This window comes from Sphingobium sp., from assembly GCF_003248505.1.
GTDB lineage: Bacteria > Pseudomonadota > Alphaproteobacteria > Sphingomonadales > Sphingomonadaceae > Sphingobium.
Window position 1 is genome coordinate 18,170 of sequence record NZ_QFOA01000002.1, and the last position, 25,681, is coordinate 43,850.

General features: G+C 60.1%; 15 protein-coding genes and 1 riboswitch. Of the genes, 12 read left to right on the forward strand and 3 right to left on the reverse strand.

The window, feature by feature from the left end; genetic code table 11:
- Positions 1–2: 2 nt before the first annotated feature.
- Positions 3–428, reverse strand: a complete 426-nt coding sequence (locus DI606_RS01195; RefSeq protein WP_293979139.1) for an organic hydroperoxide resistance protein — start codon at positions 426–428, stop codon at positions 3–5.
- Positions 429–793: 365 nt separating this feature from the next.
- On the opposite strand from DI606_RS01195, the gene DI606_RS01200 reads away from it, so the two are divergent.
- The 3 genes from DI606_RS01200 (at position 794) to prpF (ending at position 5,789) form a co-directional block, all read left to right on the forward strand.
- On the forward strand, positions 794–1,375 hold the full coding sequence (locus DI606_RS01200; protein ID WP_293979140.1) for a DUF4142 domain-containing protein: 582 nt from the start codon (positions 794–796) through the stop codon (positions 1,373–1,375).
- Between the two features lie 605 nt (positions 1,376–1,980).
- Entirely contained in the window at positions 1,981–4,599 is a 2,619-nt protein-coding gene (gene acnD / locus DI606_RS01205; protein ID WP_293979141.1) for a Fe/S-dependent 2-methylisocitrate dehydratase AcnD, read from the forward strand.
- A complete protein-coding gene (prpF, locus tag DI606_RS01210) occupies positions 4,599–5,789 on the forward strand; it encodes a 2-methylaconitate cis-trans isomerase PrpF (RefSeq protein WP_293979143.1) in 1,191 nt (396 codons plus the stop codon). The genes acnD and prpF overlap by 1 nt, the downstream gene beginning before the upstream one ends.
- A 20-nt stretch (positions 5,790–5,809) precedes the next feature.
- Here the strand turns inward: prpF and DI606_RS01215 are convergent, their stop codons facing one another.
- Positions 5,810–5,980, reverse strand: coding sequence for a hypothetical protein (locus DI606_RS01215; RefSeq protein WP_293979145.1), 171 nt, complete (start codon positions 5,978–5,980; stop codon positions 5,810–5,812).
- Between the two features lie 161 nt (positions 5,981–6,141).
- Between DI606_RS01215 and DI606_RS01220 the strand changes: the two genes are divergently transcribed.
- From DI606_RS01220 to acnA, 4 genes are all read left to right on the forward strand, one after another.
- Positions 6,142–6,447 (forward strand): hypothetical protein, encoded by a 306-nt coding sequence (locus tag DI606_RS01220; protein ID WP_293979147.1) that lies wholly within the window; start codon positions 6,142–6,144, stop codon positions 6,445–6,447.
- 66 nt (positions 6,448–6,513) lie between these two features.
- Positions 6,514–7,659 (forward strand): 2-methylcitrate synthase, encoded by a 1,146-nt coding sequence (gene prpC / locus DI606_RS01225; protein WP_293979148.1) that lies wholly within the window; start codon positions 6,514–6,516, stop codon positions 7,657–7,659.
- A gap of 48 nt (positions 7,660–7,707) precedes the next feature.
- Complete coding sequence (prpB, locus tag DI606_RS01230; protein WP_293979149.1) at positions 7,708–8,631, forward strand: methylisocitrate lyase; 924 nt, start codon at positions 7,708–7,710, stop codon at positions 8,629–8,631.
- Positions 8,632–8,734: 103 nt separating this feature from the next.
- Positions 8,735–11,413, forward strand: a complete 2,679-nt coding sequence (acnA, locus tag DI606_RS01235) for an aconitate hydratase AcnA (protein ID WP_293979151.1) — start codon at positions 8,735–8,737, stop codon at positions 11,411–11,413.
- Positions 11,414–11,465: 52 nt separating this feature from the next.
- Here the strand turns inward: acnA and DI606_RS01240 are convergent, their stop codons facing one another.
- Positions 11,466–14,909: a pyruvate carboxylase gene (locus tag DI606_RS01240; RefSeq protein ID WP_293979153.1), complete on the reverse strand. Its 3,444-nt coding sequence runs from the start codon at positions 14,907–14,909 to the stop codon at positions 11,466–11,468.
- A 133-nt stretch (positions 14,910–15,042) separates the two neighbouring features.
- On the opposite strand from DI606_RS01240, the gene DI606_RS01245 reads away from it, so the two are divergent.
- The 5 genes from DI606_RS01245 to DI606_RS01265 all read left to right on the forward strand — a co-directional run bounded on the left by DI606_RS01245 (position 15,043) and on the right by DI606_RS01265 (position 25,367).
- Positions 15,043–16,443, forward strand: coding sequence for a short-chain fatty acyl-CoA regulator family protein (locus DI606_RS01245; RefSeq protein WP_293979155.1), 1,401 nt, complete (start codon positions 15,043–15,045; stop codon positions 16,441–16,443).
- A gap of 164 nt (positions 16,444–16,607) precedes the next feature.
- A riboswitch (cobalamin riboswitch) is annotated at positions 16,608–16,831 on the forward strand.
- A gap of 121 nt (positions 16,832–16,952) precedes the next feature.
- Entirely contained in the window at positions 16,953–17,960 is a 1,008-nt protein-coding gene (locus DI606_RS01250) for a DUF1852 domain-containing protein (RefSeq protein WP_293979157.1), read from the forward strand.
- Positions 17,961–17,986: 26 nt separating this feature from the next.
- Entirely contained in the window at positions 17,987–19,015 is a 1,029-nt protein-coding gene (locus DI606_RS01255; protein ID WP_293979158.1) for a methionine synthase, read from the forward strand.
- A 616-nt stretch (positions 19,016–19,631) separates the two neighbouring features.
- On the forward strand, positions 19,632–22,343 hold the full coding sequence (gene galB, locus DI606_RS01260) for a beta-galactosidase GalB (RefSeq protein WP_293979159.1): 2,712 nt from the start codon (positions 19,632–19,634) through the stop codon (positions 22,341–22,343).
- Positions 22,344–22,475: 132 nt separating this feature from the next.
- Positions 22,476–25,367 (forward strand): TonB-dependent receptor, encoded by a 2,892-nt coding sequence (locus DI606_RS01265; RefSeq protein WP_293979161.1) that lies wholly within the window; start codon positions 22,476–22,478, stop codon positions 25,365–25,367.
- The last annotated feature ends 314 nt before the right edge of the window (positions 25,368–25,681 follow it).

Here is a 25,681-nt window from a genome sequence, read left to right on the forward strand (position 1 = left end):
CCTCAGTTGACCGACACCGCGATGGCGACGTCGATATTGCCCTTCACAGCGTTCGAATATGGACAGACTGCGTGGGCCTTTGCAACAATCTCTTCCGCCGCAGCTTGGTCGATGCCGGTAATGGTGACATCAAGCGCAACGGTCAGTGCGAAACCGCCCGCGTCATTTGGCTGCATGCCCACATCGGCGATGACGACGATCGCGTCATCCTTCACCTTGTCGGACGCAGCCCGTGTCACATGAATCACCGCATTCTCGAAACAGGCCGCATATCCGGCGGCAAACAGCTGTTCCGGATTTGTGGCATCGCCCTTGCCGCCAAGCGCCTTTGGAAGCGCCAGTTGCAGGTCGAGCAAGCCGTCGTCGCTGCTGACCTTGCCGGCTCGCCCACCGATTGCCGTGACTTTCGTGCTGTAAAGCGTGCTCATACAATCTCCATATTGTCTGGATTATTCATATTGTGCGCAATATAATTGGTTTCAAGTTTATGGTTCGATTTCGGTTAGGTTCCTGCCTGCGGAACCCAGCTCGATTATAAGTTTGTTGGCCTGCGCCATGGGGTGCGATACGACCGTTATTGCCACCAGCGGCCGATATGCGCGTCAAGCTGTTGCAAGCCGGGTTTAAATTTTTTACAATTATAATGCGCACAATCTAAATGCTTGATGATGTGGGTAAATTTGCCTGCAGGCCTTTGATCTTGCGTCCTTCGCAGCGCTTTTTCATGATCGATCCTGGGAACGAGAAGGACGCGACAACGTATTGCGATCCATCAAACATCAAGGAGAAAGCAATGCGTTATCTTATCGGTGCCGTTCTCGCTGCCGCCACTCTCGTTCCGGTAGCCCATGCCCAGACTGTTTCGGGCATCTCGCAGACCAATCAGGCAGGCGTGACCACCACGCTGTTTTCGGTCCAGCCCCAGCGCCAGGTTTCGGCTGCCGATTATGTCAAAATGAGCGCCGATGCTCTCAACTATCGCATTTCGGCGTCTGAGATCGCCCTCCGTAAAGCAGAGCGGGCCGACGTGAAGGCCTATGCAAAGGCTGATCTTGCCGAGGCCAAGAAGCAGCAGGCGTCCTTGTTCGCCGCGCTGTCGAACAAAGATCGCAAGATCAACAAGCCCACTTTGACCCTCTCCTCGAAGCGTGCGGCATCCATCGATTTGCTGAAGAAGAGCAAGGATGATTTCGACAATCTTTATCTGACGCAGATGGCGGAAGAGGCGCCCTCGATTTGGGCTCTTCAGAAGGGTTATTCGCTCGAAGGCAGCGATCCGGCCCTGCGGCAGGTCGCTACCCTTTGGGTTCCGACCGTCGAAGCCAGCTATACCGCAGCCAAGGGCCTGACGCCCGCAGCGGTCGCTTCGCGCTAAAAATCCTATAACCGGTTTTATGGATAACCGGCGATAACGGCAGGCGTGATTTCTATTACGCCTGCCGAATTTTTATAGAAATATACTTCAAAGCCTTATGGGGTCGGATGGCCGATCTTGGGAATATATAATCAACCGTAATATCCCCGCGTGCATTCAGGTCCATTCATCCCTTCAGTGAGCACCCACGCTGATCGATCATTTTCTGGTCGTGGTGCGTTGCGCTATCAACCCCGTCGTCTCTGTGGATTGATGAGTGGCGATATCACTAGCTTGTGGGCAGGCCACGACTATGCAGCGGTTCGTCCTTGTCGGACGGACGGCGTGAAGGATAGGGTGATCGTTTAATGTCGTGGAGCCGGGCCACCCTTGATCATAATGAGCGAGGGGCAGCGGGATTTGCAAACTTCACACGGAAAATCCATCTGCCCCGCCATTTTCCGCGATAAGCAGCATTACTGCCGCGCCCGTTTCAGAAATTAGCAGAATTAGCTGATTTGCAGATTTCTCTTTGCAAACCTTCGCCTTTTCAGAACTGTCCATTCATCCGCGCGCGGGGGTAGGGGCATGGACGATAGAGCCCTATAGACAAGAGAAACGCGTCGATGAACTCAGCTTTCCGCAAGCCGCTGCCGGGGACGAACCTCGACTATTTCGATACTCGCGAAGCCATTGAGGCGATCCGACCCGGAAGCTACGGCGGTTTGCCCTATGTCGCGCGCGTGTTGGCCGAACAGTTGGTGCGACGCTGCGATCCGGCGCTACTGACCGATGCGCTGACGCAGATCGTCGATCGCAAGCGGGATCTCGACTTTCCCTGGTATCCGGCCCGTGTCGTCTGCCACGATATTCTGGGCCAGACGGCGCTAGTGGATCTGGCTGGCCTGCGCGACGCGATCGCCGACGAGGGTGGCGATCCAGCCAAGATCAACCCGGTTGTGCCGACCCAACTGATCGTCGACCACAGCTTGGCCGTGGAATATGGCGGCTTCGACAGGCAGGCCTTCGACAAGAACCGCGCAGTGGAAGATCGCCGCAACGAGGACCGGTTCCACTTTATCGAATGGACCAAGAAGGCGTTCGAGAATGTCGACGTTATCCCGGCTGGCAACGGTATCATGCACCAAATCAACCTGGAGAAGATGTCGCCGGTGATCCAGGCGCGCGATGGCGTCGCCTTCCCCGATACATGTGTAGGCACCGATAGCCATACGCCCCATGTCGATGCGTTGGGCGTGATCGCCATCGGCGTCGGCGGGCTCGAGGCGGAAACGGTGATGCTGGGGCGCGCGTCGATGATGCGCTTGCCCGATATTGTCGGCGTCAATCTCACCGGGAAGCGTCAGCCTGGCATCACCGCGACCGACATCGTGCTTGCCATCACGGAATTCCTGCGAAAGGAACGGGTGGTCGGCGCCTGGGTCGAATTCTTCGGCGAAGGTGCGGACAGCCTTTCGATTGGCGACCGGGCGACCATTTCCAACATGTGCCCGGAATATGGCGCCACGGCCGCCATGTTCTATATCGACGCTCAGACGATCGATTATCTGCGCCTGACCGGCCGTGAGCCAGAGCAGATCGCGCTGGTCGAAAACTACGCGAAACTGACGGGACTCTGGGCTGACTCCCTTAAGACAGCCGACTATGAACGCGTGTTGGAATTCGACTTGTCCACCGTGGTCCGCAACATGGCCGGTCCCTCGAACCCCCATCGCCGCCTGCCCACCAGTGCGTTGGAGGAGCGCGGTATCGCCATCGACCTCGACAAGGCCGTGACCGAGGAAAAGCAAGGCTTGCTACCCGATGGCGCGGTTATCATCGCGGCGATCACCAGCTGCACAAACACGTCGAATCCGCGCAATGTCGTCGCCGCTGGCCTGCTCGCGAAAAAAGCCAATGCGCTGGGCCTCGTTCGCAAACCCTGGGTCAAGACCAGCTTCGCGCCGGGATCGAAGGTCGCGCGCCTTTATCTCATGGAATCGGGGCTGCTGCCTGAACTGGAAAAACTGGGCTTCGGTATCGTCGCTTATGCCTGCACCACCTGCAACGGCATGTCAGGCGCGCTCGATCCGAAGATCCAGCAGGAAATCATCGATCGTGACCTTTACGCAACCGCCGTGCTTTCGGGGAACCGCAATTTCGACGGCCGGATCCATCCCTACGCCAAACAAGCCTTCCTCGCGTCTCCCCCGCTGGTCGTCGCCTATGCGATCGCGGGGACGGTCCGCTTCGACATCGAGAAGGATGTGCTGGCCACGGTCGACGGCAAGGAAATCCGCCTCATGGATTTGTGGCCGAGCGACGAGGAAATCGACGCCATCGTCGAAGCGAGCGTAAAGCCCGAACAGTTCCGGCAGGTCTATGATCCGATGTTCGCTCCACGCGACACCGGTAAGGCCGACCCGCTTTACGACTGGCGTCCGCAATCCACCTACATCCGTCGTCCGCCTTATTGGGATACCGAAGGTGTCGGCGCGCTCGCCGCTTTCCCGCGGACGCTTTCGGGCATGCGACCGCTCGCAATCCTGCCGGACAATATCACGACCGATCACTTGTCGCCGTCAAACGCCATCCTCGCCAGTTCGGCGGCGGGCGAATATCTGACGAAAATGGGCCTGCCGGAAGAGGACTTCAACAGCTATGCCACCCATCGCGGCGACCACCTGACCGCGATGCGTGCAACTTTTGCCAATCCCCAGCTGGTCAATGAGATGGCCATCGTCGACGGCGCGGTGAAGAAGGGTTCGCTCGCTCGTGTGGAGCCGGAAGGCAAGGTGATGCGGATGTGGGAGGCGATCGAAACCTATCTCGACCGTCGCCAGCCGCTTATCATTATCGCCGGGGCCGATTATGGGCAGGGCAGCTCACGCGACTGGGCGGCCAAGGGCGTGCGCCTCGCCGGGGTAGAAGCCATCGTCGCCGAAGGATTTGAGCGCATTCATCGCACCAATCTGATCGGCATGGGCGTGCTGCCGCTGGAATTCATGCCCGGCACCACGCGTCTGACGCTGGGCTTCGACGGCACCGAGACGTTCGACGTATCGGGCGAGCGCAAACCGCGCGCGGAACTGACGTTGATCGTGCGGCGTCGCGATGGCGGGAGTTTCAGCGTGCCGGTGCGTTGCCGCCTCGACACGGCGGAGGAAGCCTCCATCTATGAAGCAGGCGGCGTGCTTCAGCGCTTCGCCCAGGATTTCCTCGCTTCGGAACCGGAGGCCGCCTGATGCCGCCCGCACCGCAGATGCGCATTCCCGCCACCTATATGCGCGGCGGAACGAGCAAAGGGGTGTTCTTCCGGCTGGAAGACCTGCCCGAAAGCTGCCGAGTGCCGGGGCGGGCCCGCGACAGGCTTTTTCAGCGGGTGATTGGCAGTCCCGATCCTTATGCCGCGCAGATTGACGGGATGGGCGGAGCCACGTCGTCCACCAGCAAATGCGTCATCATCAGCCCGAGCGCGAGAGCAGGGCATGATGTGGACTATCTCTACGGCCAAGTGTCGATCGACACAGATTTTGTCGACTGGTCAGGCAATTGCGGCAACCTCTCGACGGCGGCGGGTGCCTTTGCAATCCATGCCGGCTATGTCGCGGCGGGCGAGGATGGGATCCGCACCGTCCGAATCTGGCAGGCTAACATCGACAAAACCATCATCGCCCATGTACCCGTGATTGGCGGCCAGGTGCAGGAGATTGGCGATTTCGAACTGGACGGCGTGACTTTCCCCGCCGCTGAGGTCGTACTGGAATTTGTCGATCCTGCCGAAGAGGGGGAAGGGGGGGGCTCCATGTTCCCTACCGGAAACCTCATCGACGAATTGGATGTGCCGGAAGAACTCGTCGCGGGCGGCAAGCTTAAGGCAACGATGATCACGGCGGGTATCCCGACCATTTTCGTCAATGCCCAAGATATCGGCTATACCGGCACGGAATTGCGCGAGGCTATCAATGGCGATCCCGCAGCGTTGCAGCGCTTCGAAACCTTGCGAACGATCGGTGCATTGAAGATGGGTCTCATCAAGACTCCGGAAGATGCCGCCAAACGCCAGCATACGCCGAAAATCGCCTTCGTAGCATCACCGACCGATTATCGGACATCCAGCGGAAGGGAAGTAGGGGCCGGTGAGATCGACTTGCTCGTCCGCGCGCTTTCGATGGGCAAGCTGCATCACGCGATGATGGGAACCGCCTCGGTTGCTATAGCGACCGCAGCGGCGATCCCTGGCACGATCGTGAATCAGGCGGCTGGGGGGGGCGAACGGCGTGCCGTTCGTTTTGGGCACCCTTCAGGTGTGTTGCGCGTTGGCGCTGAGGCGGTGCAGGTCGATGGACGATGGACGGTCACCAAGGCCATCATGAGCCGCAGTGCGCGTATCCTGATGGACGGTAACGTGCGCGTACCGGCAGACAGTTTCTAACGGACAAGCCGATGGCCTTGTCAAGCAAGGTCGTCGGCGCGCCGGGGTTCGGTAATCTGCGGCGGTTCGGACGTCATCATCGATCCTTCGAGCGCAATGTCCAGCTTCTCGTCAGGGGTAAGCTGGCCTTTCTTCACTTCCTGATCGTCTGTCACCTGCTCAACGCCATCGGTCCTGAGCGTGTCTGCCATAGTCTTTCTCCTTCCCATATCGAACGACTGGCTGACAAGCGCGTTCCGGCGAAAGAGCCGATTTCAGCTTTAGCAATCTTTGCAAATTCGCAACTTTCGGTTCGCAAATCTCCACCTTTTCAGCCGTATTCGCCAGCCAAAGCTTGCGGATAATGTACGCCATGCTTTCCAATCTGCCAGAGCGAGGCCTCGACCTCATGGACGCGATGGTCGCCGCGGCGGCGGAGCGGGCGTCCTCGCACTTTCTGGAAGTGATCCGCTTCGCCAGATGCGAGGACGTGCAGGTCCATGAGGGCTTTACAACCCGTGACGTCGATATCGAAACCTGGCCCCTTTTCGCCGATCATCAGGCGATCGTCGTGTCAGTGTTCGCGATGGGCGCCAATGACGACGGCAGCATCGCCACTGCGGCCAGTGGCCGTTTCACTTTCACCACTCTGACCGGCAAGCGGAAATATTGCGCATAACCCGGCTCCCATTCATTCTCTCGACCGGCCCATGCGCCGGCGCCTTCTGACATTGAGAGGCTCCTGATGAACGATATCTCCTTCAAGCCTAAAAAGTCGGTGGCCCTTTCGGGCATCGCAGCCGGCAATACCGCGCTCTGCACGGTCGGTCGTTCGGGAAACGATCTCCACTATCGCGGTTATGACATTCTGGATTTCGCGGAGACTAGTGAGTTCGAGGAAATCGCGCATCTGCTGGTGCATGGCTGGCTCCCTAATGCGGCGGAACTCAAGGCCTACAAGACCAAGCTCAAGGCGCTGCGTAACTTGCCTCTGCCGGTCAAGGAAGCGCTGGCCGCCATTCCTGCGGCTGCCCATCCGATGGACGTGATGCGCACCGGCGTATCGGCGCTGGGCTGCGCGTTGCCGGAAAAGGACGATCATAATGCTGCCGACGCCCGCGACATCGCGGACCGGCTGATGGCGTCGCTCGGTTCCATGCTGCTTTACTGGTATCACTTGTCGAACAACGGCAAGGAGATCGAATTGGAAACCGACGACGACAGCATCGGCGGTCATTTCCTGCACCTTCTCCATGGTACGCCTGCTCCACAGAGTTGGGTTCGCGCCATGCACACGTCGCTCATCCTGTATGCGGAGCATGAGTTCAACGCGTCGACCTTCACCAGCCGCGTCATCGCCGGAACCGGCTCCGACATGTATAGCTGCATCGCTGGCGCCATCGGCGCGCTGCGCGGGCCCAAGCACGGCGGCGCCAACGAAGTCGCGTTCGAAATCCAGAAGCGTTACCAAAATCCGGACGAAGCGGAGGCAGACATCCGTCGTCGGGTGGAGGCGAAGGAAGTCATTATCGGCTTCGGCCACCCGGTCTACACGATTAGCGATCCACGCAATGTCGTCATCAAGCGCGTTGCGAAGAACCTGTCGGACGAGGCGGGATCGACCAAGATGTACGACATCGCCGAACGGCTGGAATCGGTGATGATGGAAGTGAAGAACATGTTCCCGAACCTCGATTGGTTCTCCGCCGTCAGCTATCATATGATGGGCGTGCCGACCGCCATGTTCACGCCGCTCTTCGTCATCAGCCGCACGTCGGGCTGGGCGGCGCATGCGATGGAACAGCGCGTTGACAACAAGATCATCCGCCCCAGCGCCAACTATGTCGGGCCGGAGGATCTGAAGTTCGTCCCGCTGGCCGAGCGTGGCTGACATTCCCTGCTTCCCCTTGCGGAAGCGACTGCTGAACAAGGACCATCCATGCCTTATCTTCTTTCCGCCGATCTTCCCACCGAACCGGCAGGCAAGCGTTTCCGTGCCGGTCTTGAGCGCCCCGGCATCTACCAGTTGCCCGGTGCGCATAACGGGCAGGCTGCGATTCAGGCGAAGCAGGCGGGCTTCGAGGGCCTTTATCTCTCCGGCGCGGCGATGACGGCCAGTATGGGCCTGCCGGACCTTGGCATCATCACCGTGGACGAAGTCGCCTTCTTCATCCGCCAGATCGTGCGCGCGACCGGCCTGCCGCTGCTCGTCGACGGCGACACCGGCTACGGTGAGGCGCTCAACGTCATGCACATGGTCCGTACCTTCGAAGATGCGGGCGCGGGCGCGGTGCATCTGGAGGACCAGATCCTGCCCAAGAAATGCGGGCATCTCAATGGCAAAAGCCTTGTTTCTCCCACCGACATGGCTGCCAAGGTCGCCGCCGCGGCCAAGGCGCGTCGCGATCTCGTGATCGTCGCACGCACCGACGCCGTCGGGGTGGAGGGCTTCGACGCCGCCATCGAAAGGGCGAGGCTCTACGTCGAAGCCGGGGCCGACGCTATCTTCCCGGAAGGTCTGACCAGCCGTGAAATGTTCGAGAAATTCCATACGGCCATGCCGAACGTGCCTCTGCTCGCCAACATGACCGAATTCGGCAAGACGCCCTTCTTCACCGCCTCTGAGTTCGAGGCGATGGGCTACAAGATGGTGATCTGGCCGGTATCGTCGCTGCGTATCGCCAACAAGGCGCAGGCCGAACTCTACGCCTCGATCAAGGCGGAGGGCGGCACTCACAAGATGTTGGACCGCATGCAGACCCGGCAGGAACTCTATGACACGATAGGGTTGCACGCGTTCGAGGAACTGGATGCCAACATCATCCAGACTATCGTGCCACAGGGAATGCCGCAGGACGCATAAGGCACGCCTGCTTTCCGTCACCGCGGTCCTGCATAGGCCGCTGACCGCTTCCGGCGCGTACGGTCGGGAGCGGTCCTTTTTGCACGAAAATTGGACAAGCATCATGACGGCGATTGGCCAGGACACGCTCGAAACCCGTGACAATCTCTCCTTGCCCGGCAGGGAGGTTGCTTATTTCAGTCTGGCCAAGGCCGCCGCGAAGCTGGGCGACGTCAGCCGTTTGCCCTTCAGCCTGAAAGTGCTGCTGGAAAACCTGCTGCGGTTTGAAGACGGCTCCTCCGTCACGGTCGAGGATATTCGGGCCCTGATCGACTGGCAAAAGGATCGCCGATCGAATCGGGAAATACAGTATCGTCCGGCCCGCGTCCTGATGCAGGATTTCACCGGCGTGCCCTGCATCGTCGACTTGGCCGCCATGCGGGACACGATGAACAGGTGGGGCGCGGACGCATCGAAGATCAACCCGCAAATCCCGATCCATCTCGTCATCGATCATAGCGTCATGGCGGATGAGGCCAGCAGCCCCGCCGCTTTCGACCGCAATGTCGAAATCGAATATGAACGCAATTCGGAGCGTTACGCTTTCCTCAAATGGGGCGCGCGGACGCTCGACAATCTGAAGGTTGTGCCGCCGGGAACCGGGATATGTCATCAGGTCAACTTGGAACATATCGCGCAGACTGTGTGGACCAGCCCCGCGAGCGATGGCACCACCTTCGCCTACCCCGACACCTGTGTCGGCACCGACAGCCACACGACCATGGTGAGCGGCCTGGGCGTCCTTGGCTGGGGCGTGGGCGGGATCGAGGCAGAGGCGGCGATGCTCGGTCAGCCCGTCTCGATGCTGATCCCCGATGTCGTCGGCTTTCGCCTGTCGGGCGCGCTCCATGAGGGCGTTACCGCAACCGACCTCGTCCTCACCATCACGCAGATGTTGCGCAAACATGGGGTGGTCGGACGATTTGTCGAATTTTTCGGCACCGGCCTCGATGCGCTGGCGCTCGCCGACCGCGCAACCATCGCCAATATGGCGCCCGAATATGGCGCGACCGTGGGTTTCTTCCCGGTGGATGAGGCAACGCTCCAATATCTACGCCTCACCGGTCGCGAAGCGGATCGCATCGCGCTGGTGGAGGCCTATGCCAAGGCACAGGGGCTCTGGCGCGAGGCCAGCACGCCCGACCCTGTCTTCACCAGCATATTGGAACTGGATCTTTCCTCCGTCATGCCGTCGGTTGCCGGCCCGCGCCGCCCGCAAGACCGCGTGCTGCTGAAGGACGCTGCTCAAGGCTTTCGCTCGGAACTGGCTGACGGCTACGCCAAAGCTGAGGAAATGAGCCGCCGCGTCCCTGTGCCCGGTGCCGATTTCGAGCTTGGCCATGGCGACATCGCGATGGCCGCCATCACCAGTTGCACCAACACTTCCAACCCCTCGGTGCTGGTCGCCGCCGGTTTGGTCGCCCGCAAGGCGCGGGCGCTGGGCATCAAACCCAAGCCTTGGGTGCGTGCCACGTTGTCGCCCGGCAGCCAGGTCGTCACCGATTACTTAGAGAAGTCAGGCCTTCAGGAGGATCTTGACGCGCTAGGGTTCAATCTTACCGGCTATGGCTGCATGATCTGCATCGGCAATTCGGGTGCGCTCGACGCGGAGATTTCAAGAACGATCAATGACCATGGACTCGTTACCGCCGCCGTTCTCTCAGGCAATCGGAATTTCGAGGGGCGAATCTCGCCCGATGTCCGCGCCAATTATCTCGCCTCGCCGCCGCTGGTGGTCGCCTATTCGCTGCTCGGGAGCGTCGCGCAGGACATCATGACCGCACCACTCGGCACCGGCAGCGATGGCCAGCCGGTATTTCTCAAGGATGTCTGGCCCAGCAATCGGGAGGTGGCCGATGTCATCGCTGCGACCATCGATGCGGAGATGTTTACCCGCCGCTACGCCAATGTCTACGAAGGTGACGACCGTTGGAAGGCGCTGGAGGTCAAGACCGGCGACACCTATGACTGGCCGCTCACCTCCACCTACGTCGCCAAACCGCCCTTCTTCGAGGGGTTGGAGCGCACGCCAAGGCCAATCGTCGATATCGTCGACGCGCAATGCCTCGCCATGTTCGGCGACAGCATCACCACCGATCATATTTCACCCGCCGGGTCGATCAAGCCGACCTCGCCCGCCGGTCAGTGGTTGATGGAGCGGCAGGTCCAACCCGCCGACTTCAACAGCTATGGCTGCCGTCGCGGCAATCATGAGATCATGATGCGCGGCACGTTCGCCAATATCCGCATCGGCAACGAGATGATGGGCGGCGCGGAGGGCGGCAACACACTGCTGGATGGCCAGAGCGTGCCGATCTACGACGCGGCGATGGCGCATAAGGGGGCGGGGACACCGCTGGTGGTGATCGCGGGCAAGGAATATGGCACCGGCTCCTCGCGCGACTGGGCGGCCAAAGGCACGGCGCTGCTCGGTATCCGCTGCGTGATTGCGGAAAGTTTCGAGCGGATACACCGCTCCAACCTTGTCGGAATGGGCGTGCTGCCGCTCCAGTTCGTCGACGGCACGAACCGTCAGACGCTGGCCCTCGACGGTACGGAGGTCTTCACGGTCATGGACGTTGCCGGCATCCAGCCGCGCCAGAACGTGGCGGTGACGGGCCGGCGCGTGGATGGATCGGCTTTCTCTTTCGAGACGCTCTGCCGTATCGATACGGCAGATGAGCTTGGTTATTTCCTGGGTGGGGGGATCCTGCCCTATGTGCTCAGGAACCTGGCAGCCTGAAAATCTGGTGTTTAACTGTCCCCGATCGCGCCACGATCCGGGGTGGTTTCCATTATTCGAGCACGACCAGCAGATCCCTGGCCTCCACGCTGTCCCGCGCCGAAACGGCGATTTCGGCCACGACCCCGGCACGCGGGGCGCTGAGCGTCGTTTCCATCTTCATCGCTTCCAGCGTCAACAAGGGTTCGCCCATCGCTATCTTTTGTCCTTTGCGCACAGCAATGGAGGAGATGGCACCGGCCATTGGCGCGGCAATGTGGCGGTCATTGCCATCCTCCGCCTTGCGCCGCTTGCTCGCGACAGCGCGACTTCTGGCGAGAACGCGAATACCGCGCGGTTGACCGTTCATGTCGAAGAACAGGCTGACATGGCCGTCCGCATCCGGCTCGCCAATCGCCTGAAGACGCACGACCAGCGTTTTGCCCGGCTCGATCTCGACCGTGATTTCCTCACCCGGCTTCATCCCGCCAAAGAAGACCGGAGTCGGTAGGGCCGAAACAGGCCCACCCTCCGCAGAGGCGCGCGCGAAATCGGTAAAGACCTTGGGATACATGAGCCAGGACGCCAATTCAGGGTCGCTCAGCGGTCGGCCGATCGCCGCTTCCGCTTCGGCGCGCAACGCGCCGAGGTCTGCCTCTCCCAGCAGGGAAGCGGGGCGAACGGTAATGGCCTGTTCGCCCTTCAACGCCTTCTTCTGCACGGCGGCCGGCCAGCCGCCGACCGGCTGTCCCAAATCGCCGCGGAGCATTTCCACGACGGAGCCGGGGAAGGCGATATCGCGTTCCGGATCGACCACATCTTCAGGCGTCAGGCCTTGCGCCACCATCATCAACGCCATGTCGCCCACCACCTTTGAGGAGGGCGTGACCTTCACGATGTCTCCGAACAGATCATTCGCCTGCCGATAGGCGCGCGCGACGTCATGCCAGTTGTCGGCAAGGCCCAACGCGCGCGCTTGTTCCTTGAGGTTGGTGAACTGGCCGCCCGGCATTTCGTGCAGATAGACTTCGGACGCGCCGGAACGCAGGTCGCTTTCGAACGGAGCATAAAGTGTCCGTACACCCTCCCAGTAGAAGCTGATCCGCCGTATCGCTTCCATGGCCAGCCCCGTGTCGCGCGGCGTATGGCGCAAAGCTTCGACGATCGACCCCAGGCAGGGCTGCGATGTGGTGCCGGACATGGCATCGGTGGCGACGTCGATGGCGTCCACACCGGCATCCACTGCCGCGACCAGTGTCGCCCCCGCGATGCCGGACGTATCGTGGGTGTGAAGATGGATAGGCAAATCCGTCACGTCCCGGATCGCGGCTATCAAGGCCCGCGCCGCTGGCGGACGAAGCAGCCCCGCCATGTCCTTGATCGCCAGCACCTGACAGCCCGCGCCTTCCAGTTGCCACGCGAGGCTGGCATAATAGCTGAGCGAATATTTCGCGCGGTCCGGATCGAAAATATCGCCGGTGTAGCAGATGGCACCTTCCGCAATCTTGCCCGCCTCGCATACCGCGTCGATAGCGACGCGCATATTATCGACCCAGTTCAGGCAATCGAACACCCGGAACAGGTCGATGCCCGCTTCCGCCGCTTGCTTGATGAAGAAGCGGACCACATTGTCGGGATAGTTGGTGTAACCCACGCCATTCGCACCGCGGAGCAGCATCTGAAGCAGCAGGTTGGGAGCGCCTTCCCGGATCGCAGCCAGCCGCTCCCATGGGTCCTCGTTCAGGAAGCGCATCGCCACGTCGAAGGTCGCCCCGCCCCAACATTCGAGACTAAGGAGATCGGGTAGACCGGTGGCATAGGATCGCGCAGCCGGAACCAGATCGAAGCTGCGCATCCGCGTCGCCAGCAGCGATTGGTGCGCGTCGCGCATTGTCGTATCGGTGATCAACACCTGATCCTGCCCGCGCATCCAGCGGGAAAAACCTGCGGCGCCCAACATGTCGAAGCGCTGCTTCGATCCTTCCGGCACGGTCGGTAAGAAATCCGGCGCCGGCCCTGCGCGTCGGTCGGTGGCAACGGGCGTGCGACTCTTCATATCCGGATGGCCGTTGACTGTGACGTTGGCGATGCTGGTAAGCAGCTTGGTGGCGCGGTCGCGGCGTTTGGGCAGGTTGAACAGTTCGGGCGTTTCGTCGATGAAACGCGTCGTATAGTCCATCGCCTGAAAGCGGGGGTGGGCGAGTACTGCCTCAAGGAAGGGCAGGTTGGTCGCCACGCCCAGGATGCGATATTCCCGCAGCGCACGGTCCATGCGGGCGATTGCTTCTTGCGGCGTTGGCGCCCAGGCGGTCACCTTTTCCAGCATGGCGTCATAGAAAGGCGTGACCACCGCACCCGAATAGGCAGTGCCGCCATCGACGCGCAGGCCAAAGCCGGTCGCCCCGCGATAGGCCGTGATGCGCCCATAGTCCGGCGCGAAACCCCGCTCCGGATCCTCCGTCGTCACACGACACTGCATGGCATGGCCGTCGAGCGCTATGGTGGACTGATCCGGGATGCCGGTTTCCTCGACGTGGCCGATGTGACCGCCCTCGGCGATACGAATCTGTGCTTTTACGATGTCGAGCCCGGTGACGACTTCCGTCACCGTGTGCTCCACCTGTATGCGCGGATTGACCTCGATAAAATAAAAATTGCCGGTATCGGCGTCCATCAGAAATTCGACTGTACCGGCGCTCACATAATCGGTCGCGCGACCGATGCGCAGCGCTGCATCGGCCAGTTCGTGCCGCCGCGCATCGTCCAGATAGGGAGCTGGCGCGCGTTCGATTACCTTCTGATGTCGACGCTGGATGGTGCAATCGCGCTCGAACAGGTGGACGAGGTTGCCATGGCTGTCGCCCAGCAACTGTACCTCGACATGGCGCGCACGGCGGACGAGCTTCTCCAGATAGACTTCATCCTTGCCAAAGGCCGCAGCGGCCTCCCGCCGGGCGGCAGAGACCGCATCGATGAGCCCCGCCTCGCTCTCGATCGGTCGCATGCCGCGACCGCCGCCGCCCCAACTGGCTTTCAGCATCACCGGATAACCGATCTCCGCCGCCAGTTTCTTTATCTTCGCCTCGTCGTCGGGTAGCGGATCGGTCGCGGGCATGACGGGGACACCTGCGGATATGGCAAGGTTACGCGCTGCCACCTTGTTGCCCAACTGACGCATCGTATCGGGTGTAGGGCCGATGAAGATGATTCCTGCCGCTGCGCACGCCTCCGCGAATTCGGGGCTTTCCGAAAGAAAGCCATAACCGGGATGAATGGCATCGACCTTCGCCCGCACTGCGGTTTCGATGATCGCTGCGATATCGAGATACGCGGCCAGCGGGCCTTTGCCTGCGCCCACCCTGTAAGCCTCGTCCGACTTGAAGCGATGCAGCGATAGGCGATCCTCCTCTGCATAAATGGCTACGGTGCCGATATCCATCTCCGCTGCCGCGCGAAATACACGAATCGCAATTTCCGAACGGTTGGCGACCATCAGTCGCTCGATACGCTTCGTCATGTTCACCCTGCTGCAAAGTCTCTTTCACTTCGCAACATCCACATTATCTGCTAGGCTAGTAATCACTGAATTTGCGAAGATTTGCGGACAAAAAGCTGCAAAATTGCGAATATTGTTAATGGCGGGTAGACATATGCGTAAAGCATTCATGGGCGTTCGGTTGCGACGTCTTCGGGAAGAGCGAAATCTCAAACAGGTCGAACTGGCCAGCGCGCTCGGTATCTCGTCCAGCTATCTTAACCAGCTCGAACAGAACCAGCGGCCGCTGACGGTGCCGGTCTTGCTGAAAATCAACGCGGTCTTCGGCGTCGATGTGCAACTCTTCTCCGAGGACGAGGAGGCGCGGCTTATCACTGACCTGCGCGATGCGCTGACCGACGGCGTGGAGCCCATATCCGTGGCTGAAATCCGCGAACTGGCGACCAACATGCCGGCGGTGGGGCGCACGCTTGTGTCCTTGCACCGCCGTTACCGTGAAACCGTCGAACGCAGCGAGGCCATGGCGGCGCAACTGGGTGACGAGTGGATCAGCGGCGGTCCGGCTCGCATGCCATTCGAACAGGTGCGCGACTTCTTCTACGCCCGGCACAATCATGTCGAACCCCTGGATGAGGCGGCCGAGCGCCTTTATCGTCAGGCCGGCCTAACCCCTCGTTCGATCCACGCCGGCCTCATCGCATTGCTAGGCGAACGGCATCGCGTACAGGTTGTCGGCAGCGACAGCGATACGGCCCAACGCCGCTATGATCCGTCCATGCGCACGCTCTATATTTCCAACCAATTGGACCAGGGTCAGCAGGCGTTCCAGATGGCCACCCAACTGGCCTTTCTCGAGCATCGCGACATCATCGCCACGCTTACGGACAATCAAATCCTGACCAGCGACGAAGCGCGAAGGCTGGCGCGTATCGGCCTTGCCAACTATTTCGCCGGTGCGCTCATTTTGCCCTATGGAGAGTTCCTCGCCGCAGCGGAGGCGGAAGGCTACGACATCGAAAAGCTCGGCCGCCGGTTCGGTGTGGGTTTCGAAACGGTGTGCCATCGACTTTCGACACTCCAGCGACCCGAAGCGCGCGGCGTCCCCTTTTTCTTCGTAAGGGTCGATCGCGCCGGGAACATATCCAAGCGCCAGTCTGCAACCGACTTCCATTTCTCGCGTGTCGGTGGCACCTGTCCGTTGTGGAAAGTCTATGAAGCCTTCGCCCAGCCTGGACGCGTGCTGCGCCAGATCGCGCAGATGCCCGACGGGCGCACCTATTTGTGGATTGCGCGGACCGTAGGAAGCACGAATATCGGTTTCGGTGAGCCGGGCAAGACTTTCGCCATCGGGCTCGGTTGCGATATTCGCCATGCTTCGCGCCTCGTCTATGCGCGCGGGTTCGACCTCAGCGATCCGACCGCTGCGACACCCATTGGCGCGGGATGCAAGGTTTGCGAGCGTAAAGCCTGTCCGCAGCGCGCTTTCCCACCTGTCGGTCGCGCAATCGCCATCGACGAAAATCGCAGCGCGCAGACGCCCTATCCGGCGGCTTGAAAGGGGGAACGCCCTGATCGCAAGGCATCGGATCCATCCATCGGGATGGGTGGGGTCTTCAATATGGCTGCGGCTCTCCCATTCGGCGCGCCTGCCGTGCAACGAGCCATCCGCCGCATATAAAGAAATCTTTATATGCGGCTTGACAGGCTCGTAGCGATGATGTGTAAGTCAATAGTCGAGGTTCCCCGCTTCAGGCGTGACGGCGGGGCTAAGACGGGAAGCCGGTGATGTCCCGATAGACAAATTCCGGCGCTGCCCCCGCAACTGTAAGCGGCGAGCGGCGGTTCCATTTTGTGTCACTGGGCTTCCGCAAGAGGCTCGGGAAGGCCGGAACCACCGCTATGACCCGTAAGCCAGGAGACCTGCCTGCGACGCGATAACGTTCCTCGGACGGGGGTTCCTCCGGTGGATCGCGCTAAAAGCGAAGGCTCGTGGATTCTAGCGCCGTCCGGGCCTGCCCTGCGCGTTCTTCCTTTGGCCTCCTGTTCGGCAAAAACAGGTGTGTCATGACCAATAGCGGGTTTACCTTTTCCATCAGCAGCATCCCGTTCGACGAGGATTATCGCCCTGCCGACGCTACGCGGATCACCACCAATTTCGCAAATCTGGCAAGGGGAGAGAGCCGCCGGGAGAATTTGCGCAACACCTTGAAGATGATCGACAATCGCTTCAATTCGATCGTGCATTGGGACAATCCCGCTGGGGATCGTTACGCACTCGAGCTGACGATCATCTCAGCAGAATTGAAGGTCGGCGCGCTGGAGGATGACGATCGCTTCCCGCTGATCGAAATTCTTCAGACAACCGTTATGGACAGGCATAGCGGCCGCCGCATCCCCGGCATGGTCGGCAACAATTTCTCCTCTTATGTTCGCGACTATGACTTCAGCATCCTGCTGCCGAACCACCTGAAACAGAACCCCCATGGCGGCGTGCCGAAAGGCTTCGGCGATCTGCACGGAAAGCTTTTCAAGCACTTCCTCGATTCCAGCGCCTATAAGGACAAGTTCAACAAGCCGCCGGTCATCTGCCTGAGCGTATCGAGCCGGGAAACCTATCACCGGACAGCCAATGTCCACCCCGTCCTCGGCATCGAGTACAGGAACGACAAATTTTCCGCGACTGACGCCTATTTTGCGAAGATGGGGATGAAGGTTCGATACTTCATGCCGCCGCATGCCGTCGCGCCGCTGGCTTTCTATCACCTCGGCAACCTGCTCGACGACTATACCCATCTTGAGCTCGCCAGCACGATCAGCACGATGGAAACCTTCCAGAAAATCTATCGCCCCGAAATTTACAACGCCAATTCCGTCGCCGCGCACGACTACCAGCCGAGCCTGAATTACGAGGACTATTCGTTGACCCGCATCGTCTACGACCGTGAAGAGCGCGGCAGGCTCGCGGTCGAACAGGGCAGGTTCGCCGAAGAGCATTTCATCAAGCCATATGCAGCGGCGCTCGACCAATGGTCGTCGAACCATGCCGCTGCCGTCGACGCTGTAGCCGCCTGATCCACCCCCTTTGCGAGGCCTTATTCATGAAGACATTATTGCCCACCTCGACCGCCGGCAGCCTGCCCAAGCCCTCTTGGCTAGCGGAGCCGGAAAAGCTCTGGGCGGCGTGGAAATTACAGGACGAACAATTGTCGGAGGGCAAGAAGGACGCGCTGCGCCTGGCGGTAAGCGATCAAGAGCAGGCCGGCATCACGATCGTCGGCGACGGCGAACAGACGCGCCAGCATTTCGTCACCACCTTTGTCGAGCATTTGAGCGGCGTGGATTTCGAGAAGCGCGAGACCGTCAGGATTCGCAACAGGTATGACGCCAGTGTGCCAACGGTCGTGGATGCTGTTGCCCGGACGAAGCCTGTCTTTGTGGAGGACGCCAGATATCTGCGCGCGCAAACCGATCAGCCGATCAAATGGACGCTGCCTGGCCCCATGACGATGATCGATACGCTGTACGACGCCCATTACAAAAGCCGCGAGAAGCTCGCCTGGGAGTTTGCGAAGATCCTCAATCAGGAAGCAAAGGAGCTGGAAGCCGCCGGGGTAGACATCGTCCAGTTCGACGAACCGGCCTTCAACGTCTTCTTCGACGAGGCGAACGATTGGGGCATCGCCACTTTGGAAAGAGCGGCGGAGGGGCTGAAATGCGAAACGGCGGTCCACATCTGCTACGGATACGGCATCAAGGCTAACACAGACTGGAAAAAGACGCTGGGATCCGAATGGCGGCAGTACGAAGAAACATTCCCCAATCTTCAGAAATCGACAATCGATATTGTCTCGCTGGAATGCCACCATTCCCATGTTCCGATGGACCTTATCGCACTGATCCGGGGCAAGAAAGTGATGGTCGGTGCCATCGACGTGGCGAGCGATACCGTCGAAACGCCGGAGGAAGTGGCCGATACGCTGCGAAGGGCGCTGGAATTCGTGGATGCAGACAAGCTTTATCCGTCCACCAATTGCGGCATGGCGCCCTTGTCGCGTCAGGTCGCGCTGGGCAAGCTTAAAGCCTTGGGCGCCGGCGCGGCGATTGTCCGGAAAGAACTGACGGCCTGACAGACCGCAGACCGTTTCACAACGGAGCGGGCGTTGGCGCTCGCAGCAAATATGCGCGTAGCGGCGGTGAAGATCGCCGCTTCGCGAATTTGCATGCCCCGCGTCAGGAAATCATCCATGAACCCGGGCCTGCGCCGCTTGCTGCTGGATCCCTGATCCAGCACTATCGATCACGGCCCGCAATTGAGTGACGGTTGGGCGCGAAAATCCCGACGGAGCACGGGGTGGGTGATGATGTTTTCGCTACATTTTTGGGTGTATGAGCCAGCACACCCTCACCGATTGGCGATGTAATTCGGGTCCTTAAAACCTGCTGAAAAACCGTCGGGCGATATGCTTTCCGTATCTGTATCCCTTGGGGCAGGGCCAAATCTGCTGGGGCGAAGCCCAAAATCGCAGGCCAATACGACATTGACAAAAGCTTTGCCGTTGGGAATGGTAACGATACCAATTATCTTCCGGCTCCGGTGCCTCACGTCGGCTTTTCGGCAGCGGTAGGTGAACGCGGTCGTGGAAGGCCGTTCGCTACAGGTTTTCCTGGTGTGGAGGACGGTATCTATCCCTCTGTCTTCTGCGCTGTAGCCGACAGTCAATTAAACAGGGTCATTTAACGCTTATGACGATATCCCCATTTCGCGGTCGCTCCCTGACATGTGCTGGCAGGCTTGTCCTTGCGGCCTGCCTCCTGATCCCCGCCGAATGGGCGGCGGCAAGGGAAAGCGTATCGATTAGCAAGGGGTGGCGCTTCACTCGGGGAGATCCCGCCGGGCTCACGACGGACCTGCGTTACGATGTCCGCCCACCCATTGAAGATACGGGCGACGGAAAGGTGGCGGACGCGCGACCGGATGCCGCGGTGAAGGTCGACGATGGGAACGCGCAGGTTCTCAAACCCTGGATTCTTCCCAGCGCCAATCCCTTCATCAAGGACCCGGCGAAGCGCCATGTTCGCCCGGCCGGTAACCCCGGTGGCGATGTGTCCTATGTTCAGGCGAATTATGACGACAGTGGATGGACTCGCGTCGACCTGCCGCATGACTGGGCGATTGCCGGACCTTTCATCGTGGATGGCCCTTATGGCGGGATGGGGCGTCTGCCGAGTTGGGGGATCGGCTGGTATCGCAAGACGCTGGATATCCCTGCCAGCGCGAAAGGGCAGTCCATCTTTCTGGATGTGGAAGGCGCGATGTCCTACGCCACCGTCTGGCTCAACGGAAAGCTCGTGGGCGGGTGGCCCTATGGTTACAACAGCTTCCGTCTCGACCTGACGCCTTATGCCATCGCCGGCGGGAAGAACCAGCTTGCCATCCGGCTCGACAATCCGGCAGCGTCCGCGCGATGGTATCCGGGCGGCGGGCTCTACCGCGACATTTATCTCACCACCGCCAACAAGGTTCATGTCGGCCAATGGGGCGGGGTCGTCCGCACGCCCGAAGTCAGCAAGGACCGGGCCACCGTCGATGTTAGTCTGAGCCTCGACAATGATGGCAATACGGCAGCGGATGTGCAGGTCGCGACGACGCTGTATGCCCTCGATCCCGACGGGCGGCAGTCGAAGCGCCCTGTTGCCAGCATCGCGCGCCAGTCGATCAGGATCGAGCCGGGTGCGAAAGCCGTCCTGCAAGGATCTACCGTTCTCGCCAATCCCCGCCTGTGGGGACCGCCGCCGACCCAGCAGCCCAATCGATACGTCGCTGTGTCGACGATCACGCAGGGCGGCAAGACGATAGACCGTTACGAAACCCGTTTCGGCGTTCGGGATGTCAAGTTCGATCCCGACAGGGGCGTCATTGTCAACGGCGAACACATCCCCCTGCGCGGGGTTAACAATCACCATGATCTCGGCGCGCTCGGTGCCGCCTTCAACGTACGCGCGGCCGAACGGCAGCTGGAAATCCTGCGCGACATGGGCGCAAACGCCGTGCGGATGAGCCACAACCCGCCTGCTCCGGAACTGCTCGAACTCACCGACCGGATGGGCTTCCTGGTCATGGACGAAGTTTTCGACAGTTGGGAAAAGAAGAAAACGCCGCATGATTTCCATTTGATCTTCCCGGACTGGCATGAGGCGGATGCTCGCGCCATGGTGCGCCGGGACCGCAATCACCCCTCGATCATCCTGTGGAGCATCGGGAACGAGGTCGGCGAACAATATGACGGTGAGGCAGGGGCCAAGATCGGTCGGGAATTGATCGCGATCGCCCATGAGGAGGACCCGAGTCGTCTTGCAACCGGTGCGATGAACTTTGCCAAGGCCGACATGCCTTTGCCTGCCACGGTCGATGTCATCAGCCTCAACTATCAGGGCGCGGGAATTCGCGGGATCCTGGGGCAGTATCCCGCCTTCCGTGCGAAGTTTCCCGACAAGGTGATCCTGTCGTCCGAAAGTGCATCCGCCCTCTCAAGTCGCGGCGAGTATATCTTTCCCGTGGCCGGGGCGATCAGCGGCCCCGTACGCCCTTGGTCGGGCGGCAATCCCGAGACGCATCAGGTTTCGGCCTATGAGATGCACGCCTCCGATTTTGGATCCTCGCCCGACAGGGTTTGGGCAGCGGACGATCAAAATCCCTATGTGGCGGGGGAGTTCGTATGGACAGGCTTCGACTATCTTGGTGAGCCTACACCCTATTACACATCGCGCAGTTCTTATTCCGGCATTCTCGACCTGGCCGGATTCCCCAAGGACCGGTTCTGGCTGTATCAATCGCGCTGGCGCCCGGATCTCAAGTTCGCCCACATCCTGCCGCACTGGACATGGCCCGACCGGGTAGGTCAGATCACGCCGGTGCATGTCTTCTCGTCAGCCGACGACGCCGAACTGTTCGTCAACGGCAAGTCCCAGGGCAAGGTGAAGAAGCGCGATTATGAATATCGCTTCCGTTGGGATTATGTCGTTTACGAGCCTGGCGAGGTAAAGGTGGTCACATGGAAGAAGGGGCAGCCGTGGGCCACCGAAACGGTCCGCACGGTCGGAAAGGCCGTCAAGCTGTCGCTCGTGCCCGATAGGCGCATCATCGACAATGACGGTCGCGATCTCAGCTTTGTCACGGTCAAGATCGTCGATGAAGATGGCAACGTCGTGCCTTACGCCAAGCAGAAGATCGAATTTTCGGTTGCAGGCCCGGGTCGAATCGTCGCCACCGACAACGGCGATCCAACGGACATGACAGTCTTCCCATCCAAATCGCGGGCCGCGTTCAATGGGTTCGCACTCGCCATTGTCGAGGCAGACGCAGGGCATTCCGGCAAGATCAAAGTGAGCGCTCATGTCGACGGTCTTGCAGACGCCACGACGGAGATAGAGGCGTCTCGCACACACCAGCGATAATTTGTAACGCTACCATTCGGCAATTTTTGAGATTGACAATCGGACCGGAACACCTTTTATAGCTGTCTGATAGCGTTACCACTTAAAGACTTCCCCGATGTATCGGGAAAGCGTTCAGGAGAGGGGTTCTTCATGTTTTCGCGCCAACGTTATGTTCGCGCCGCGCTTTTTGCGGCATCCGCGATCGGGACACTGTCTGCGTCGTCGCTTGTTTTTGCTCAGGACGCAGCGCAAACGGCTTCGCCGCAGGACGGCGATGTCGCCGATATCGTCGTGACCGGCATCCGTGGTTCGCTGCAAAGTGCGACCAATGCCAAGAAGGACGCGGTTGCGTTCGGCGATTCGATTTTCGCTGAAGATATCGGCAAGCTGCCTGCCACGAACCTTGCCGAAACCCTCAATCGTATGCCGGGCGTCCGCCTTAACCGTGATATCAACGGCGAAGGCACGCAGGTTGCCATCCGTGGTCTCGGCCCAAGCTTCACGCGCGTTCTCTTGAATGGATCGCAACTTCAGGTTGCTTCCGACGGCGGCACAAACGGTGGCAGCGCGAACCGTGAAGTCGATCTGGACTTCTTCCCGTCCGAACTGTTCACCCGGCTGGATCTCGCCAAAAGCCCGTCGCCCTCGACCCTTGAAGGCGGCATCGCGGGTACGGTGAACCTGCGCAACGCGCGTCCCTTCGATAAGCCCGGCACGCACGTGACGGTCGTCGCCCAGGGACAATATACCGACAGCAACGACAAGATTTCCCCGCGCGGCGCAATCGTCGCCAGCCATACGACAGACACGTTCGGCATTCTTCTCGGTGTGGCTGGCGTCAAGACCAAGACGCGCGTCGACGGCTTCGAAACGCTGGGCTGGACCGACGGTAATCTGGGCGTCGGCGATCCGGGCGGCAACAATTTCAGCTATGCCTCGGTCGTTCCGCGTAATGCAGGGCATGGCCTTGTTGCCGGGCAGCCGGTCGACGTGGTCGCAACTTCGGGGCTGACGCGCAGCCAGCTCAGCACCGCGTTGATCCCACGTCTCGGTCGTCAGGCTCTGACCGAGGGCGATCGCTCCCGCATCTCGGCGCTGGCCGCGCTCGAATGGCGGCCCAGCGACGAATTGCATTTCGCGCTCGACGGCCTTTGGGCGAAGTCCAAGCGCAATTATGACCGTCTGATCATGAACTGGCAGGTCCGGAATTCCGGCCCCGGCACCAGCGCGCAATCGACCGGCGGCATGATCCCCATCGGCCTGACGCTGGACGATAACGGCGTCGTCACCAACGGCACTTTCGCCAATTCGTCCTTCTTCCTCGAAGCCAGCCAGTTCAAGCAGACCACTCGTTTCTGGAACGTCAACCCCAGCGTAAGCTGGAAGCCGAGCGACATGTTGAAGGTCGATTTGAGCGCTAACTGGTCGAAGAGCCGCTTCTTCCGCGAACAGCCGACCTGGGCATTCCAGACCCGGCCTCAGTCGGGCGTCGACGTTTATTTCGACAATACCGGGCAGGGCGATTATCCAGCGATTACCACCAACGTCGATCTCAACAATCCGAACAACGGATTGTGGGAATGGTATCGCCAGAACGTCGCACTGGTACGCCGCACGACCGAAACCCGCGGTGCGCATCTGGACGTCATGTACGGCGACGATATGTTCAACGTGAAAGTCGGCGCGGCCTATGATCGGGCCCAGCGCACCATTCGCGCCTATGACAACAGCCCGGCCTATCAGCTGTCGGTTTGCGGCGCGGGGTGCACGGGCGCAACCGGATCGATCCCGACCAGCGCGATCCCCGGCTTCCTCACTCCCGGAACGACAACCAATTTCGGTCATCTGGCGAGCGGCAATATCGGTCTCACTCAGTTCATTCGCCCGGACTTCGGTGCGATCCAGCAGGCAACCAACTATGCCAGCTTCCGCGATGGCGCGCCGGAAACACGTGGAGCCGTCACCGGCGGCGCGACCGGCGATATGGATGAAAAGGTCATTGGTGCCTATTTCGAGCTGAACGGCGTAACGACGATTGCCGGTCGCGACCTGCACATCAACACAGGTATGCGTTACGCCCACACCAAGCAGTTCGTGGTTGGACCCAGCCAGATCGGCACGACCATCGTCGATATCACGTCGCAGTCCACATACGAAAACTTCCTGCCGTCGATCAACCTCACCTACGATGTGATGGACAATGTAAAGCTCCGCGCTTCGGCGTCGCGGACGATGACGCGGCCCGACGCTAGCCAGATCCTGCCGGGTGTTACTTTCTCCGATCCGTCGGCGCTGGTGGCGAGCGCGGGTAATCCCGATCTCAAGCCCTATACGTCTGACAACTACGATATCGGCGGTGAAATCTACACCGGCGGCATCGGCTATGTCGGTGTCTCGGCCTTTATGAAGAACATCCAGGGCTTCACCGTGACGCGGTCGCAGGAAGTGACATTCGGTTCGCTCAATATTCCGTTCGAAAGCCTGATCGCAACGCAGCAGAACGCGCTTAACGACCGGTCGTTGCAGACCGGCGTGCCGGTCGCCAACCTGCCCGTTACGGTCAACCGCCCGATCAACCTCTCCGATCTCAAGATCAAGGGGCTGGAAGTGACGTGGGTGCAGCCGCTCGACTTCCTGGTGAAGGGGATCGGTTTCTCGGCCAACGGTACGTATCTCGATCAGTCGTCCTCTTCGGGTCTGGTTGCGACCGGTGTGTCCAAATATTCGTACAACCTTCAGGGTTTCTATGAAAATGACGGCCTTTCGATCAGTCTGAATTATGTGTGGAACGACGATGCGATCGCGGTGAATCGTCCGCAGAATGGCATCCAGAACGCCTCCCTGCGGTCCAAGGCGCGCGGGCAGTTCGATATGTCGGCTGGGTATCAGTTGCCGTTCTTCAACAAAGCGCTGCGATTGACGCTCGATGCACTCAACATCACCAACGAGCCGATCCGCACCAACTTCGAATATGATAGTGCGCCTTACTCGGTCTATTATCCGGGTCGTACTGTACTCGCCGGTATCCGCGCTAACTTCTGACGAAGCGCGTCAGGTTTATTTACGGGCCGGCGGAAACGCCGGCCTTTTTTTGTCAACGGGCGGTTGGCCTCCAAGGCCATTGAATCAGAGTTATGCGACAAAAAGGGGACGGAGGCGATTGCCGCCCCGGGCGGATCGACGCGTGGTGATCGCGGTAAGCCGCTATAGGAATGATCGGATTACGGCCGGTCGAATCCTTCATCGAAGGTCGGTCCAAAAACCTACGGGTACGCCGGGGCGGTTGTCATGCGCCTCTGATAGCAGCGAGGCAGTATCGTCCGAATCTCCGGCTTACTTTTGCTCGCCATATGCCT

What these genes read in the sequence shown, in the direction of transcription:
- DI606_RS01195 (WP_293979139.1), bottom strand. Translation starts at nt 428, where the DNA reads ATGAGCACGCTTTACAGCACGAAAGTCACGGCAATCGGTGGGCGAGCC.
- DI606_RS01200 (WP_293979140.1), top strand. Translation starts at nt 794, where the DNA reads ATGCGTTATCTTATCGGTGCCGTTCTCGCTGCCGCCACTCTCGTTCCG.
- acnD (WP_293979141.1), top strand. Translation starts at nt 1,981, where the DNA reads ATGAACTCAGCTTTCCGCAAGCCGCTGCCGGGGACGAACCTCGACTAT.
- prpF (WP_293979143.1), top strand. Translation starts at nt 4,599, where the DNA reads ATGCCGCCCGCACCGCAGATGCGCATTCCCGCCACCTATATGCGCGGC.
- DI606_RS01215 (WP_293979145.1), bottom strand. Translation starts at nt 5,980, where the DNA reads ATGGCAGACACGCTCAGGACCGATGGCGTTGAGCAGGTGACAGACGAT.
- DI606_RS01220 (WP_293979147.1), top strand. Translation starts at nt 6,142, where the DNA reads ATGCTTTCCAATCTGCCAGAGCGAGGCCTCGACCTCATGGACGCGATG.
- prpC (WP_293979148.1), top strand. Translation starts at nt 6,514, where the DNA reads ATGAACGATATCTCCTTCAAGCCTAAAAAGTCGGTGGCCCTTTCGGGC.
- prpB (WP_293979149.1), top strand. Translation starts at nt 7,708, where the DNA reads ATGCCTTATCTTCTTTCCGCCGATCTTCCCACCGAACCGGCAGGCAAG.
- acnA (WP_293979151.1), top strand. Translation starts at nt 8,735, where the DNA reads ATGACGGCGATTGGCCAGGACACGCTCGAAACCCGTGACAATCTCTCC.
- DI606_RS01240 (WP_293979153.1), bottom strand. Translation starts at nt 14,909, where the DNA reads ATGACGAAGCGTATCGAGCGACTGATGGTCGCCAACCGTTCGGAAATT.
- DI606_RS01245 (WP_293979155.1), top strand. Translation starts at nt 15,043, where the DNA reads ATGCGTAAAGCATTCATGGGCGTTCGGTTGCGACGTCTTCGGGAAGAG.
- DI606_RS01250 (WP_293979157.1), top strand. Translation starts at nt 16,953, where the DNA reads ATGACCAATAGCGGGTTTACCTTTTCCATCAGCAGCATCCCGTTCGAC.
- DI606_RS01255 (WP_293979158.1), top strand. Translation starts at nt 17,987, where the DNA reads ATGAAGACATTATTGCCCACCTCGACCGCCGGCAGCCTGCCCAAGCCC.
- galB (WP_293979159.1), top strand. Translation starts at nt 19,632, where the DNA reads ATGACGATATCCCCATTTCGCGGTCGCTCCCTGACATGTGCTGGCAGG.
- DI606_RS01265 (WP_293979161.1), top strand. Translation starts at nt 22,476, where the DNA reads ATGTTTTCGCGCCAACGTTATGTTCGCGCCGCGCTTTTTGCGGCATCC.